Source organism: Acidobacteriota bacterium, from assembly GCA_040752915.1.
Taxonomy (GTDB): Bacteria; Acidobacteriota; UBA4820; order UBA4820; family DSQY01; genus JBFLVU01.
Genome location: JBFMHB010000069.1, coordinates 1 through 14,161, shown reverse-complemented (window position 1 = coordinate 14,161; position 14,161 = coordinate 1). Strand labels below are relative to the sequence as shown.

At 67.1% G+C, this 14,161-nt stretch carries 15 protein-coding genes; all 15 read left to right on the top strand.

What is annotated here, in order from left to right; translation table 11 throughout:
* Positions 1-308 (top strand): hypothetical protein (locus AB1824_11300; protein ID MEW5765550.1); only part of this gene is annotated, 308 nt, incomplete at its 5' end.
* Positions 309-449: 141 nt separating this feature from the next.
* On the top strand, positions 450-3,629 hold the full coding sequence (locus AB1824_11295; protein MEW5765549.1) for a S8 family serine peptidase: 3,180 nt from the start codon (positions 450-452) through the stop codon (positions 3,627-3,629).
* A gap of 40 nt (positions 3,630-3,669) precedes the next feature.
* Positions 3,670-4,770: a hypothetical protein gene (locus AB1824_11290; protein ID MEW5765548.1), complete on the top strand. Its 1,101-nt coding sequence runs from the start codon at positions 3,670-3,672 to the stop codon at positions 4,768-4,770.
* 214 nt (positions 4,771-4,984) lie between these two features.
* Entirely contained in the window at positions 4,985-5,356 is a 372-nt protein-coding gene (locus tag AB1824_11285; GenBank protein MEW5765547.1) for an NADH-quinone oxidoreductase subunit A, read from the top strand.
* Positions 5,347-6,012, top strand: coding sequence for an NADH-quinone oxidoreductase subunit B family protein (locus AB1824_11280; GenBank protein ID MEW5765546.1), 666 nt, complete (start codon positions 5,347-5,349; stop codon positions 6,010-6,012). Before AB1824_11285 ends, AB1824_11280 begins: the two co-directional genes overlap by 10 nt.
* Before the next feature lie 38 nt (positions 6,013-6,050).
* Positions 6,051-6,551 (top strand): NADH-quinone oxidoreductase subunit C, encoded by a 501-nt coding sequence (locus AB1824_11275; protein MEW5765545.1) that lies wholly within the window; start codon positions 6,051-6,053, stop codon positions 6,549-6,551.
* Positions 6,532-7,746: an NADH dehydrogenase (quinone) subunit D gene (nuoD, locus tag AB1824_11270; protein ID MEW5765544.1), complete on the top strand. Its 1,215-nt coding sequence runs from the start codon at positions 6,532-6,534 to the stop codon at positions 7,744-7,746. The genes AB1824_11275 and nuoD overlap by 20 nt, the downstream gene beginning before the upstream one ends.
* 56 nt (positions 7,747-7,802) lie before the next feature.
* Complete coding sequence (locus AB1824_11265; GenBank protein ID MEW5765543.1) at positions 7,803-8,300, top strand: NAD(P)H-dependent oxidoreductase subunit E; 498 nt, start codon at positions 7,803-7,805, stop codon at positions 8,298-8,300.
* Positions 8,301-8,344: 44 nt separating this feature from the next.
* Positions 8,345-9,655 (top strand): NADH-quinone oxidoreductase subunit NuoF, encoded by a 1,311-nt coding sequence (gene nuoF / locus AB1824_11260; protein ID MEW5765542.1) that lies wholly within the window; start codon positions 8,345-8,347, stop codon positions 9,653-9,655.
* Positions 9,656-9,716: 61 nt separating this feature from the next.
* The gene (locus AB1824_11255; GenBank protein MEW5765541.1) at positions 9,717-11,333 is read left to right on the top strand and encodes a 2Fe-2S iron-sulfur cluster-binding protein; all 1,617 of its coding nucleotides are present in this window, start codon (positions 9,717-9,719) and stop codon (positions 11,331-11,333) included.
* Entirely contained in the window at positions 11,330-12,379 is a 1,050-nt protein-coding gene (gene nuoH / locus AB1824_11250) for an NADH-quinone oxidoreductase subunit NuoH (GenBank protein ID MEW5765540.1), read from the top strand. The genes AB1824_11255 and nuoH overlap by 4 nt, the downstream gene beginning before the upstream one ends.
* Entirely contained in the window at positions 12,376-12,876 is a 501-nt protein-coding gene (locus tag AB1824_11245) for an NADH-quinone oxidoreductase subunit I (GenBank protein MEW5765539.1), read from the top strand. The genes nuoH and AB1824_11245 overlap by 4 nt, the downstream gene beginning before the upstream one ends.
* Entirely contained in the window at positions 12,876-13,370 is a 495-nt protein-coding gene (locus AB1824_11240) for an NADH-quinone oxidoreductase subunit J (GenBank protein ID MEW5765538.1), read from the top strand. The genes AB1824_11245 and AB1824_11240 overlap by 1 nt, the downstream gene beginning before the upstream one ends.
* The gene (nuoK, locus tag AB1824_11235; protein ID MEW5765537.1) at positions 13,367-13,669 is read left to right on the top strand and encodes an NADH-quinone oxidoreductase subunit NuoK; all 303 of its coding nucleotides are present in this window, start codon (positions 13,367-13,369) and stop codon (positions 13,667-13,669) included. The genes AB1824_11240 and nuoK overlap by 4 nt, the downstream gene beginning before the upstream one ends.
* 219 nt (positions 13,670-13,888) lie before the next feature.
* On the top strand, positions 13,889-14,161 hold a 273-nt coding region (locus AB1824_11230), incomplete at its 3' end, for a hypothetical protein (protein ID MEW5765536.1).

Below are 14,161 nucleotides of genomic sequence, written 5' to 3'. Positions count from 1 at the left end.
TGTACACCTTGAACTTCTACGACAACCTGAACCGTGCCCAGCTGTGCGTGGACTCGGTGACGGGCCACTACGTGTGGACGAACTTCATGCCCTGGGCCGGCGTTTACGAGGGCCAGGGGGTTTCGGCGAACGGCGGGACGGCCTTCTGGACGCTTCCCGAAGACCCGACGTACATCTACGCGACGTACGACAGCCGGCGCAAGCGCGCCCGGGCCTACCTGACGAATCAGACGGACGGGGTCTACTCGGCCATCGTGGACTCGAACACGACCAACAACCCCGCCTGCGGCGGAGGTGTTCCGGAGTAGGCTGGAGCGATTTCTGTGCGATTCCATCGGGCGGGGCTTCGGCTCCGCCCGTTCCGCGTTTCGGGGAATAGCGGCCGGGAGCGGAAGGTTCATGGGACAGGCGCCACGCACAAGGTGGTTGAGGCCAGAGAGGGAGCCAGGTTGAAGCGGATTCGCGGCATGCAATGGGTATGGGCGGCGGCGCTGGGAATCTGTCTGACCGCCTCGGGTTCGGAGCGGCCTCCGGTGAGGCTCAATGGGGGAGATCTCCATCCCCTCGACTCCTACGGAGCGAGGGGGGAGGCGGCGAACTTGCCCGGGGGGCCCTGCGTTCTCGTGGTTCAAGCGCCGGGTCCCATCACTCCTCGGTGGAGGCGGGGACTGGACCGCGCCGGGCTTCGGGTCCTCGCCTATCTGCCGGAGAACGCTTACATTGTGTATGGGGACGGGCCGAAGGCCCTGGCGCGGCTCCGGAGATCGGGCTCGCCGGGGGCGGCGCTGGCGGTGCTACCCCCCGCGCTGAAGATCCAGCCCGGGGCCATCTCCGCCGCCGAGGGCCGGCGGGGGAGAGAGGCTTCCGGCGGGCCGGCCCTCCACGCGGTTCAGATGGCCCTGGATCCTCAGGCCAACGCGGAGACCCTCGTCCACCTCGGGGCCCTCGGGGCGGGCGAACCGGTCCAGGACTACGTCCTTCTCGGCTACCGAAACGTGGTTCTCCCGCTTCCCCCCGAGGCCGTCGAGGCCGCGGCGGGCCGCCCCGATGTGGTCTCCGTAGGCCGTTACGCCGTGCCGGAGCTCCACGACGAGCGCCAGGCTCAGATCTTGGCGGGGCAGATTGTGGATGGTTCTCCGGCCGGTCCAGGATACCTGGATTGGCTTCTGGCCCGGGGGTTCTCCCAGGCGTCCTTCGCCGCCTCGGGATTTGCGGTAGACGTCTCGGACAGCGGGGTGGACAACGGGACCCTCCTGCCCAATCACTTCGCCCTCTACGAATCGGGTCTCCGGCCCGGAGCCAGCCGGATGGCCTACGCGCGGCTCGTGGGGACCCCCCACGGCGGAAGCACCCTCGCGGGCTGCGACGGGCACGGGACCCTCAACGCCCACATCGTGGCGGGGTATTCGACGGAGGGGGCCTTTCCCCACGCGGATCCGGAAGGGTACCGCTACGGCCTGGGGATCTGCCCCTTCGTCCGGATCGGCTCGTCGGTGATCTTCGATCCGGCGTCCTTCACCCACCCGAACTACGCGGAGCTTCTGTCTCGCGCCTATGCGGACGGAGCGAGGATCAGCAGCAACAGCTGGGGCTCCCCGGCGGAGGGGGCCTACACCCTGGATGCGCAGGCCTACGACGCGCTGGTCCGGGACGCCCAACCCGACGGATCGCCCCGACCCGCCGCCGGGAACCAGGAGATGGTGGTGGTCTTCTCGGCCGGCAACCTGGGTCCCGCGCCCAGCACCGTGGGCGCTCCCGGGACGGCCAAGAACGTGATCACCGTGGGAGCCTCGGAAAACGTGAGGTCCTTCGGGGGAAACGACCAGTGCGGCGTGGGAGACGGGGCGGCGGACAACGCCGGGGACGTGGCGCCCTTTTCGAGCCGCGGCCCCTGCGACGACGGGAGGTCCAAACCGGACCTGGTGGCGCCCGGCACCCACGTCACGGGGGGAGTGGTCCAGACCGCGTCTCCCCCCGCTCTCGGTCAGGCGGACCCCTGCTTCAATGCCGCGGGCGTCTGCGCGGGCCCCTTCTTCGAGAACTTCTGGCCCCTGGGCCAGCAGTGGACCACGGCTTCCTCGGGCACCAGCCACGCGGCGCCCGCGGTGGCCGGGGCGGCGGCTCTGCTCCGCCAGCGCTTCCTCGACGGGGGGATGGAGCCCCCCAGCCCCGCCATGACCAAGGCCCTTCTCGTCAACGCGGCCCGGCGGCTCGGGGGGACGGGGGCGGGCGCGGGCCTCCCCTCCAATTCCCAGGGATGGGGTCTGCCGGACCTCGGAAAGGCCTTCGAGGATGCCCCGCGCCTTCTGAGGGACCAGGTCCCCGAGGACCTCTTCACCTCTCCCGGCCAGGAAAGGGTCTTCGTGGTCCGGCCCTCGGACCCCGGTCAGGCCCTCCGCATCACCCTCGCCTGGACCGACGCGCCGGGGAGCACCGTCGGCCCGGCCTACGCCAACGATCTGGACCTCCAGGTGACGGCGGGCGGACGGCTCTACTTCGGCAACGTGTTCCTCGGGGAGGTCTCCCAGACCGGCGGATCTCCCGATCGGCGCAACAACGTGGAGGAGGTCGTCCTGCCGGCCGGAACGGAGGGGCCCGTGGCGATTCGCGTCCGGGCGGCCAACCTTCCCGCCGACGGAGTCCCCAACTTCGGGGGGGCCACGGACCAGGACTTCGCCCTCGTCGTCTCCAACGCCGTATCCGTCTCCTCCGCGGTGTTCCTCGCCGAGTCCGCCTCCCTCGAGGACGAGTCCTGCAAGCCCGGAAACGGGAGCCTCGATCCCGGCGAAAGCGCGACGGTCCGCTTCATCCTGCGGAACGTAGGAAACCTGGCCGCCGATGACCTCTCGGCCGAACTCCTGGCCGGACAAGGCGTGCTGGAACCCGGCGATCCCGGATCCTTCGGTCCCGTGCCGCCCGGAGGGCCCTCGGCCTCTGCGCCGTTCAGCCTCCTCGTGGATCCGGATCTCGCGTGCGGCCAGACCGTCACGGCGGTCCTCGCCCTCTCCGACGGGTCTTCCTCCCTGGGGGAGGTTTCCTTCGACTTGCCCACGGGGGACGGGAGCGCGGTGTGCTGCGTGCCCCTCACCTGCTCGGCCTCGGCCATGCCGCATTCGGGTCAAGCCCCGCTGAGCGTTTCCTTCGAAGGCGACGCCTTCGGCGGGACGGGCGGAGCGATCTCCTGGCTGTGGGATTTCGGGGACGGAACGCCGCCGTCCGAGGAGCAGGATCCCGTCCACGTGTACGCGGTCCAGGGGCAGTTCACGTGGAGGGCGACCGTCACCGACGGCCTCAACGTCTGCGAACAGACCGGCGTGGTATCGGCTTACCGGCTCGCCCTGCGCGACGACCGGAACCGATCCCAGCTCTGCGTGAACAGCGCCACCGGGGAGTACGTCTTCACCCTCCTATCGGGCGCCGGCGCGGGACGGTCCTTCTCGGGGACCGGCGTGGTGGCCAACGGCGGGACCCAGTTCTGGACGGTGGCGGGAGATCCGAATTCCATCACGGCCATCCTGGACCTGCGCACCTTTCGGGCTCGCGCCTATTTCTCGAACTCGGTGCAAGGCGTATACTCAGCGCTTGTGGATTCCGACATCGGCAACAACCCCCCGCCCTGTTCGTGGTAATCGGCCGCGAAGGAAGAGGGTGGAACAGGAGGGAACGAGAATGAGGAAGAACTGGGGAAGGTCCGTGGGTCTGGCCGCGGCGGTGATGGCGTTGGGCATGGCGGCGTTCGCCGCGACGGACGGCCGGATCGAGGCATCGAGCCTGTCGGTCCCGTCCGCCGAAGTGCCGGTTGCCGAGGGCGCGCAGGTGGTCACCGCCCCGGTGGGCACGGTTTTCGTGGCGGCCACGTGGGGCGACAACCGGGTCCACTTTCTGGATGCGGCCATGGCCGATCTGGGGAGTTTCGCCCTGGGGTCGTCCAACCCCAACGGCATCGCCACCGACGGAGCGACGATCTACGTGGGGCACTTCTCGCTTCCCGGCGTGGCCTCCTACGACTCGGACGGCAATTTCTTGTCTCAGTGGGTCGCCAGCGAGGCGGCGTACTTGCAGGGCATGGACCTGGTGAACGGGGACATCGCCATCGTCAGTGATCCCTCCATTCACTTCTTCACGACGGCGGGCGCCTACGTGCGGAGCATCCCCAGCCAGGGGGGGACGGTGGAGGGCCTGGCCTTCGACGGGACGGTCCTCTGGCAGTTGGCCGACTCCATCGTGGGGACGGATCCGGCCACGGGGGCGGTGGTGCGCACCATTCCAAACCCGGCGGCCGGCTGCACTTTCGGCGGTACGGGCCTCGCCTCCAGCGCGCCGGGCGAACTCACGGTGGCCTGCACCGGCGGCCAGTGGTACCGCATCTCCTCGGCCGACGGAACGGTGTTGTCCTCGGGCAACAACGGACTCGCCATGTTCGGCCTCAAGGCCTTCGGCAGCGCCGCCCCTCCCGTGACCTACGAACTGGTCTTCCAGGACGATCTGCGGGGCATCCAGCTCTGCATCGACAGGGAGATGGGCGTCTACCAGTGGCACGTTCCCTCCACGGGGGCCACGTTCTCGGGGACCGGCGTCTTGGCCAACGGCGGGACCGCCTTCTGGACGGTCCCCGAGGACCCCAACTACATCTACGCGACCTACGACTCCAAGCGGAAGCGCGCCAGAGCCTACTTCTCCAACTCCGAGACCGGCCTGTACTACTCCATACGGGACAGCAACACGGCCAACAACGCCGAGTGCGGCGGGACGATGCTGCCCCCCGGCTGATCAGCAGATCGAAGCCACTGTCGAAGAAGGGGCGCGGCCGAACGCCGCGCCTCTTCCTCTTGCGATGAGCGCTCACTCACATTGGGCGAAAAGGCCCCCCTCGCGGGAAATCGGAGGCCATTGGCCTTTGTTGACACCCCCCGGGCGCTATGCTAGCCTCTCCGCTTGAGCGCTCGCTCACGCGGGGGGGATCGCAACAGTCCTGGAGGTGCAGATGGTCTCGGCCTACCTGCCCGTCTTCGTGATGGTGGTCTTCGCCTTCGTGATGGCCGTGGGCCTCTTCCTGGCCTCCTGGTTCCTGGGGAAGGTGAAGGGATCGAAGACCGAACTCATGCCCTACGAGTGCGGCCTGGACCCCATGGACGCGCCCTTCAAAAGGGTTTCGGTCCGCTACTACGTGGTGGCCCTCCTCTTCCTCCTCTTCGACGTGGAAACGCTCTTCCTCTTTCCCGTGGCCGCGGTCTTCCGGGAACGGACGGCCATGGGATGGGGGTTCTTCGTGTACGGGGAGATGCTCGTCTTCCTGGCGATTCTCCTCGTCGGGTATGTCTACGCCCTCAAGAAAGGGGCGCTCAGATGGGAATAGAACCGGTCTCCCCCGAGCTGGACGCCCAGACCCGCCAGGACCTTGAACTGGTCAAGGGCGGACTCATTCTGGGCTCCCTCTCCAAGATCGTGGACATGGCCCGGAAGAACAGCCTGTGGCCCATGCCCTTCGGGCTCTCCTGCTGCGCCATCGAGATGATGGCCATGGTGGCGAGCCGTTACGACCTGGCGCGCTTCGGCGCCGAGGCCATGCGTTTCACGCCCCGCCAGTGCGACATGATGATCGTGGCGGGCACCCTGACCCGGAAGATGGCTCCGGCGTGCAAGCGGATCTACGACCAGATGCCCGAGCCCAAGTGGGTCATCGCCATGGGCGTCTGCACCACCACCGGCGGCATGTTCGACGCCTATTCGGTGGTCATGGGGATCGATCACATCATCCCCGTGGACGTCTACGTCCCCGGCTGTCCGCCGAGGCCCGAGGCGCTCATCTACGCCATCATGAAGATCCAGGAGCGGGTCATGAGGGAACCGTGGTCCCCCCTCGGGCGCCGCCCCGTTCGAGGACACTACCGGGGACGCGATCCGCGCTACAAGGCCCTGCCCGTCCTCGACACGGGCGAGAAGGTCACGGTTCACGGGGCGCCGGAGGGACAGGACAAGCCCACCTGGCGGAAGGGCTACTACTCGGGGTGACGCCGCCCCGGGGCGGCGCGTAGAGCGCAGGTGAATCCATGTCCGAATTGACGCAGAGCCTCTCCCAGCGGTTTCCGGGCGCCCTCCTGGAAGTCGTGGAATCCCGCGGCGAGACCACGGCGGTGGTGGATCCGGCGCGCGCCAAGTCCCTCCTTCGGTACCTCAAGGAGGAGAGGGGGTTCGATTACCTGGTGGATGTCTCCTCCGCCCACTGGCCCGACGAGGGCCGCATCGACGTGGTATACCTGGTCCGAAATCTGAAGACCCGGGAGCAGTTGCGGGTCCGCGCGGCCCTTCCGGAAGAGGAGCCGGTCATCGAAAGCGTCGCCGACGTCTGGCGAACGGCGAACTGGCTCGAGAGGGAAGTCTACGACCTCATGGGGATCACCTTCGCGGGCCACCCGGACCTGCGGCGGATCCTCATGCCGGAGGAGTTCGAAGGTCACCCCCTGCGCAAGGAGTATCCCATGGAGGGGGACGACGAGTGGCGCAACTACCTCCCCGTAAGCGAGGCGGGCCATGACGACCGCGAGCCGTGAGCGCCTGAACCTGAACACCGAGCTGGTGACCCTCAACATGGGTCCCCAGCACCCGGCCACCCACGGGGTGCTCCGTGTGGTCCTGACGCTGGACGGCGAGGTGGTCCTCGCGGCGCACCCCGACGTGGGCTACCTGCACCGGGGCATCGAGAAGATCGCCGAGAACAAGACCCTCCACCAGGTCATCCCCTACACCGACCGGATGGACTACCTCTCGCCTGCCTCCAACAACATCGGCCTCTGCCTGGCCATCGAAAAGCTCGTGGACCTGAAGATTACGGAGAAGTGCCGGGTCATGCGCGTCGTGGCGTGCGAGATGTCCCGGATGGCCAGCCACTTCCTGTGGCTCGCCACCACGGCCCTGGACATCGGCGCGGGCACCGTCTACTTCTACTGCATGACCGAGCGCGAGAAGATCCTGGACCTCTTCGAGCGCATGACTGGCGCGCGCTTCACGGTCTCTTACGGACGCATCGGCGGGCTCTCCCGCGAGTGGGAGCCCGGCCTCGAGAAGGACGTGGAGGCGTACGCTCTCCAAGCCCACAAGACCCTCGACGAGTGCGACCGGCTCCTGACCCGGAACCGAATCTGGATCGAGCGGAACCAGGATGTGGGCCCCATTTCGGCCGCGGACGCCATCGACCTGGGGCTGTCCGGCCCGAACCTGCGCGCGGCCGGCGTGGACTGGGACATCCGGAAGGCGTACCCCTACTTGGGTTACGACCGGTACGAGTTCGAGGTCCCGGTGGGAGAGCACGGGGACTGCTACGACCGGTACCTCGTGAGGCTGGAGGAGATCCGCCAGAGCACGGCCATCCTCCTGCAGGCCCTCAAGGAATACGACCCCTCCGTGCCCCTTTTTCCGGAAGACCCGGAATCTCGGAAGGCCTACCTTCCTCCCAAGTCCCGGGTTCTGACGAAAATGGAAGAGCTGATCCACCAGTTCATCGTGGCCACGGAGGGCCCGAAGACCCAGCGCGGCGCGGAAATCTACTTTTCGATCGAGGCTCCGAAGGGGGAGCTCGGTTTCTATCTCGTGGGATCGGGAACCAACGTGGCCCACCGGTGCCACTTCAGGAGCCCGTCCTTCGTGAATCTTCAGGGGCTCCCCTTGATGGTCAAGGGGCAGATGGTGGCCGACGTCATCGCCACCATCGCCTCGCTGGATCCGGTCCTCGGAGAGGTGGACCGGTAGAGCGGACCCATGGAGACGGGGAACCGGATGAACCCGGGAGCAGGAGGAGCGAGGCGGTGAGCGAAGCAAGACCCGACGTGCTGGCGAGGCTTCAGACCCCCGAATTCCTCAAGAAGATCGACGCCCTTGCGTCGGCCTACCCCCAGCCCAGGACGGCGCTCCTCATGTGCCTCCACCTTTGCCAGTCGGAGGTCCGCCACATTCCCGAGACGTTTCAGGAGTTCATCGCCGAGAAGCTCGGCATGACGCCGGCCCACGTTCGCGGCGTCGTGACCTTCTACGAGATGTTCACGGAAAAGCCCATGGGCCGGCATCTCCTCCAGGTGTGCAAGACGCTGCCCTGCATGCTGGCGGGCTCGGAGACGCTCCTGGAGCACCTGGGTCGGCGCCTTGGCCTGAAGCCCGGCGAAACGACCCCCGACGGCAAGTTCACGCTCATCACCGTGGAATGCCTGGCCTGCTGCGACGGGGGCCCCGCCCTCATGGTCAACGAGACCCTCCACCGGCGCGTGTCCCTCGAGGACGTGGACCGGATCCTCAAGGAACTCCAGTGAGGCGCGCGCCGGTCGGCCCGCCGGATGGGAACGCGGAGTGAACCATGGCTGAGCCCCTCAAGCTCCTGACGAGAAACCTCGGGAAGCCGAACTCGACGAACATCGACACCTACATGGCTTCGGGAGGGTACGAGCCCCTCATGAAGGCTCTCCACAAGATGTCGCCCGAGCAGGTCCTGGGCGAGGTGAAGGCCGCGAACCTGAAGGGCCGCGGCGGGGCCGGGTTCCCGGCGGGGCTCAAGTGGACCTTTCTTCCGAGGAAGAAGGAGGGGGACAAGACGGAACCCCTCAAGTATCTGGTCTGCAACGCCGACGAGAGCGAGCCGGGCACCTTCAAGGACCGCCTGCTGATCGAGAACGACCCCCATTCCATCCTGGAGGGGATCGTGATCGCCGGGTGGGCCACCCAGGCGGCGGGGGCCTTCTTTTACATCCGGGGAGAGATGCCCCAGGGCGCGAGGATCTTCCAGCGCGCCGTGGATCAGGCCTACGCCAAGGGGTTTCTCGGCAAGAACATCCTGGGGTCGGGCTTCAACTTCGACGTCTGGGTGGCGCGCGGCGGAGGGGCCTACATCTGCGGGGAAGAGACGGCCCTCATGGAGTCTCTCGAAGGCAAGCGGGGCCAGCCCCGCATCAAGCCTCCGTTTCCGGCGGGATACGGGGTCTACGGGGTCCCGTCGAACATCAACAACGTGGAGACCTTCGCCAACGTGCCCCTCATCCTCCAAAACGGCGCCGCGTGGTACACCTCCATCGGCACCCAGAGCATGCCTGGGCCCAGACTGTACGGGGTTTCCGGCCACGTGAAGCGCCCCGGCGTGTACGAACTGCCCGGGGGCGTCTCCCTGAGAGAGATTATTTACGAGCACGCCGGGGGGATCCTGGGCGACCGTCCGTTGAAAGCGGTGATTCCGGGAGGTTCGTCGGTTCCGGTCCTGAGAGCCGACCAGATCGACGTGGCCATGGACCCAGACGGGCTCAAGACCGTCGGGTCCATGGTGGGCTCGGCGGGCGTCATCGTCATGAACGACTCCGTGTGCATGGTCCGGGCCCTGCTGAATCTCATGGAGTTTTACGCCCACGAGTCCTGCGGGCAGTGCACGCCGTGCCGCGAGGGGACGCACTGGCTGGAGATGATCCTCCGCCGGCTGGAAAGCGGCGGGGGGAAGGCGGGCGACTGCGACCTGATCCTCGAGGTCTCGAACAACATCATGGGACGCACCATCTGCCCCCTGGGCGACGCGGCGGCCATGCCCGCCATCTCCTTCGTGAACCAGTTCCGCGACGAGTTCGAGGCCCACGTCCGGATGGGGCGATGCCCCATGCAGGACATCCGCATGACCGCCGCCGTCTAGGAGCGTTGACCGCCGGGCGCGTTCACCCCGCTCCGGCGCAGATCGTACTCTAGGGGTTCTCATGCCGCTGATTCGGATCGACGACCGGGAGATCGAGGCGACTCAGGGGGAGACCGTCCTCCGCGCGGCCCTTCGCAACGGGGTGTACATTCCCTACTACTGTTACCACCCCGCGCTGTCCATCGTGGGCCAGTGCCGCATGTGCCTCGTCGAAGTGAAGGGCGCGCCGAAGCTCCTCACGGCCTGCTCCACGACCATCCCGAACCTGCCGGCGGACAAGAAGATCGACGGCAAGTACGACATGGTCGTGGAGACCCGGAACCCGACGGTGAAACAGGCCCAGAAGGGGATCTTGGAGTTCCTCCTCCTGAACCACCCCCTGGACTGCCCCGTCTGCGACCAGGCGGGCGAGTGCCAGCTCCAGAACTACTCCTACACCTACGGCGCCCCCGGGAGCCGGATGGAATTCGAGAAGATCCACGCCCCCAAGAGGGTCGACATCGGCCCCCACGTGGTCTACGACGCCGAGCGCTGCATCAAGTGCACCCGGTGCATCCGTTTCTGCGAGGAGATCTCCAAGACGGGGGAACTGACCCTCGCGGAGCGGGGCGTCCACACCATCGTGGAGACCTTCCCCGGCCGCTCCCTCGACAATCCGTACTCGGTGTGCACGGCCGACATCTGCCCGGTGGGCGCTCTGACCAGCAAGGAGTTCCGCTTCAAGGAACGGGTCTGGTTCCTCAATTCCGCCAACTCCGTCTGCCCCGAATGCTCCCGCGGATGCTCCGTCCGGATGGACGCCTACAAGGGCGAGATCCTCCGTCTCGTGCCGCGGGAGAACCCCAAGGTGAACGGCTATTGGATGTGCGACTTCGGCCGCCTCCTCTCCGAGCGCCTGAAGGAGGCCCGCCTGGCCGCCCGGCCCCTGGTCCGCGGCGGCAAGGGCTGGGCGGCCCTGCCCACGGAGAGCTTCCTCCCCAAACTGGTGGACCGGCTCCGTCCCTACGCGGGCGAGGCTTCTTCGCGGATGATCTTCTTCCTGTCTGGGCGGATGACCCTGGAGGAGATGGCCGCCTTTTTGGATCTGAAGGAGGCACTGTTCCCCGCGGCCTCCGTGTCCGTTCTGAACGAGGAAAAGGGGGAGGACGACGGGCTCCTCATCCGGAAGGAGCGCAGACCGAACCTCCGCGGAGCCCGGCTCCTCGGCCTTCCGGTGGCCGGGCCGGAGGTCCGAGCGGTCGAACTCCTCAAGGGGCGCAGGGCCGCCGTGATTCTCCGGGAGGACCCTCTGGGGGACGCGGGGGCGGACGGCGCCGCGCCCCTGAAGGAGGCCCTCGGGGCCCTCGACCTGCTCGTCGTGGCCGACTATGCCTTCACGCGCACGGCGCAGGAATCTCACCTCTACCTTCCCCTCGCGGGGTGGCACGAGATGGAGGGCCTCACGGTGAACTTCCTGGGCGTGGTCCAGAAGACCGCTCGGGCGGTGGTTCCGCCCCGGCACCGCCGGCCCTTCTACGACTGGGTGTCGAGGTGGATTCGGCTCTCCGGGGGCGAGGCCCCCGACCCGGAGTTCCTCCCATGGCTGGGCCGCGTGAAGGCCCGCGTACCGGCCCTTCGGAGCGTCTCGGTCCGGGATCTCCTGCCCCAGGGCCTTCCGCTTGAGGAGGTGGCCCCGTGAGCGCCTATCTCCCCGTGGTCCTGCCCGCCCTGATCAAGATCCTGGTCATCGTGACCGTGGTGATGACGGGTGTGGCCTACGCGACCCTCGCCGAACGCCGCGTCTCCGCCTTCATGCAAGACCGGCTCGGGCCGAACCGCGTGGGCCCCTTCGGGCTCTTCCAGCCCGTGGCGGACGGCCTGAAGTTCTTCTTCAAGGAGGACATCGTCCCGCGCGAGGCCTACAAGCCCTTTTACCTCGTGGCGCCTCTCCTGACGCTCATCCCGGCGCTGATCACCTTCGCGGTCATCCCCTTCGGGACCTCCGTGACGGTGGGCGGGTCCACCCACCCCCTCGTCATCGCGCCGGGGGTGGACGTGGGAGTCATCTACCTCTTGGCCATTTCCAGCCTCGGCGTGTACGGGATCCTTCTCGCCGGCTGGTCGAGCGGAAACAAGTATTCCCTCATGGGGGCCCTCCGGGCCGCCAGCCAGGTGATCTCCTACGAGTTGGGAATCGGGCTGGCTCTCCTTTCGGTCGTGATGTGGGTGGGCACCTTTGACTTCCAGGCCATCGTGGCGGCCCAGTCGGGAGGTTGGGGGAAGGTGTGGTTCTTCCTGCCGCACTTTCTCGGCTTCGTGGTCTTCGTGGTTTCGGTCTTCGCCGAGACCAACCGCCTTCCCTTCGACCTCCCCGAGGGCGAAAGCGAAATCGTGGCGGGCTATCACACGGAGTACTCGGGCCTGCGGTTCGCCATGTTCTTCATGGGCGAGTACGCGAACATGATCACCGCCTCCGCCTTCGTCACCCTGCTCTTCCTCGGCGGGTGGAACCTCCCCTTCGTGGACTTCGCCTGGTTCGGTCCGCTCTGGGGGGGCATCCTTTCCGCCGTCGTCTTCTTCTCGAAGATCGCCTTCTGCATGTTCGTGTTCATCTGGGTGAGGTGGACGTTGCCCCGCTTCCGCTACGACCAGCTCATGAACCTGGGGTGGAAGCGGCTCTTTCCCCTGGCGATCCTCAATTTCGTGGTGATGGCCACCATCCTGGTCGTGTGGGGGCGCCCATGAAAGTCCTGAAGCGGCCCCGGCTCAGCCTCTGGGAGCGCCTTTACTTTCCCGCCATCCTCAAGGGCATGGCGCTCACGTTCCGCCACATCTTCCGCAAGCGCGTGACGCTCCAGTATCCCGAGGAGAGGTGGACCCTGCCCGGCCGGTACCGGGGGGCCCCCGTCCTCCTGACGGGCCTCGACGGCCACGAAAAGTGCACCTCGTGCAAGCTCTGCCAGTTCATCTGCCCGCCGAAGGCCATCGCCATCGTCGCGGGGGAGACGCCTCTGGAGAAGGAGAAGTACCCCAAGGAATTTTCCATCGACATGGGGCTGTGCATCTTCTGCGGGTATTGCGAGGAAGTCTGTCCGGTGGAGGCCATCTGGCTCAAGGACGAGTACGAGCTGGCCGACTACGACCGGTCGGACCTGATCTTCACCAAGGAGAAACTGCTGGCCATGGGGCGGCGTCCGCCCTACCTTCCCGGCAAGGAAAAGCCCCTGGAGGAGGGAACCTGATGCTCTCCGCGACGGTCTTCTTCGGCCTCGCGCTGGTCGCCTTCGTGGGCGCCCTGGTGCTCGTATTCCACAGGAACCCGATGGTCGCGGCCGTGGGCATGGCGGTGGCGATGGTGGGGCTGGGCGTGCTCTACATGATCCTCCACGTGCCGTTCCTCGGCCTCTTCCTCATCATCGTCTACGCCGGGGCCGTGATGGTCATCGTCCTGTACGTCATCATGGCTCTGGGCCTGGAGGAGCAGGGGCCGCCCGTGGGCGCCGTGCAGACCGTGCTCACTTTCGCCGCGGCCCTCCTCTTCATTTTTCACGTCTACCGCCTGACCCGGGGGGCGGCCCCCGGTCCGTTCCCGAAGGTGGAGCCCGTTTTCGGGTCGATCCAGCAGTTCGGCCACCTCCTCGTGAGCCAGTACGCCGTACCCTTCGAAGTGGCGTCCGTCCTGCTCGTGGGCGCCATGATCGGAGCCATCGTCCTGTCGAGGAGGGACTGGACATGATCAGCCTCGGGCACGTTCTGGTCCTGACCGTATTCCTCTTCGCCGCCGGCCTCATCGGCGCCCTCACGCGCAGGAGCGCCATCACGGTGTTCCTGTCCGTGGAACTCATGCTGAACTCCGTGAACCTCCTCCTCCTCGGCCTGGGGCGTCACCTTGGGCAGGTGGAGGGCGCCCTCTTCGCCTTCTTCGTGATGGCCGTCAGCGCCGCGGAAGCCGCGGTGGGGGTGGCCATCGTGGTGGCCTTCATCCGGCGGCAGGGCACCACCAGCATCGACGCCGCGAATCTGATGAAGTGGTAGAGGCCGTGATCGGAGAGCGCCCATGAACTGGAAAGAGGCAGAGCCCGAGAGGCCGAAAGAAACGGAGCCCGCGAGCCCGGGAGCCCAAGAGCCCATGAAAGATAGGAAATCACGATTCGTAGTCTCACGGACTCATGGTCTCGTGGATTCGTGGTCTCGCGGATTCCTGGCCTCGCGGCCCCATGGGCTCGTGGGCTCGCCCAGGACGGAGGCTCAGCCATGACTCCTGTCGGCCTTCTCTGGTTGATTCCCGTGCTGCCGGCGCTGGGTGCGCTGGTGAACGGCGCCTTCGGGTGGAAGTGGGAGCAGGGGAACCGGAAGGTGATCTCGGCGGTGGCGCTGGTGGCGACGGGGCTGTCGCTGGGGCTGGCGCTGTGGAACATCGCGGTGCTGGTGGGGATGGACTGGACGGCGCTGCCTTCGCTGCCGTCGAACGTGACGGCGGACGCGGCGCACCACCGGTTGAGCCTGCACCTGTGCGAGTGGATTCCG

Coding starts and splice junctions, on each gene's coding strand:
- AB1824_11285 (MEW5765547.1), top strand. CDS start 4,985: ATGGTCTCGGCCTACCTGCCCGTCTTCGTGATGGTGGTCTTCGCCTTC.
- AB1824_11245 (MEW5765539.1), top strand. CDS start 12,376: ATGAAAGTCCTGAAGCGGCCCCGGCTCAGCCTCTGGGAGCGCCTTTAC.
- AB1824_11275 (MEW5765545.1), top strand. CDS start 6,051: ATGTCCGAATTGACGCAGAGCCTCTCCCAGCGGTTTCCGGGCGCCCTC.
- nuoF (MEW5765542.1), top strand. CDS start 8,345: ATGGCTGAGCCCCTCAAGCTCCTGACGAGAAACCTCGGGAAGCCGAAC.
- AB1824_11290 (MEW5765548.1), top strand. CDS start 3,670: ATGAGGAAGAACTGGGGAAGGTCCGTGGGTCTGGCCGCGGCGGTGATG.
- AB1824_11255 (MEW5765541.1), top strand. CDS start 9,717: ATGCCGCTGATTCGGATCGACGACCGGGAGATCGAGGCGACTCAGGGG.
- AB1824_11240 (MEW5765538.1), top strand. CDS start 12,876: ATGCTCTCCGCGACGGTCTTCTTCGGCCTCGCGCTGGTCGCCTTCGTG.
- nuoK (MEW5765537.1), top strand. CDS start 13,367: ATGATCAGCCTCGGGCACGTTCTGGTCCTGACCGTATTCCTCTTCGCC.
- nuoD (MEW5765544.1), top strand. CDS start 6,532: ATGACGACCGCGAGCCGTGAGCGCCTGAACCTGAACACCGAGCTGGTG.
- AB1824_11280 (MEW5765546.1), top strand. CDS start 5,347: ATGGGAATAGAACCGGTCTCCCCCGAGCTGGACGCCCAGACCCGCCAG.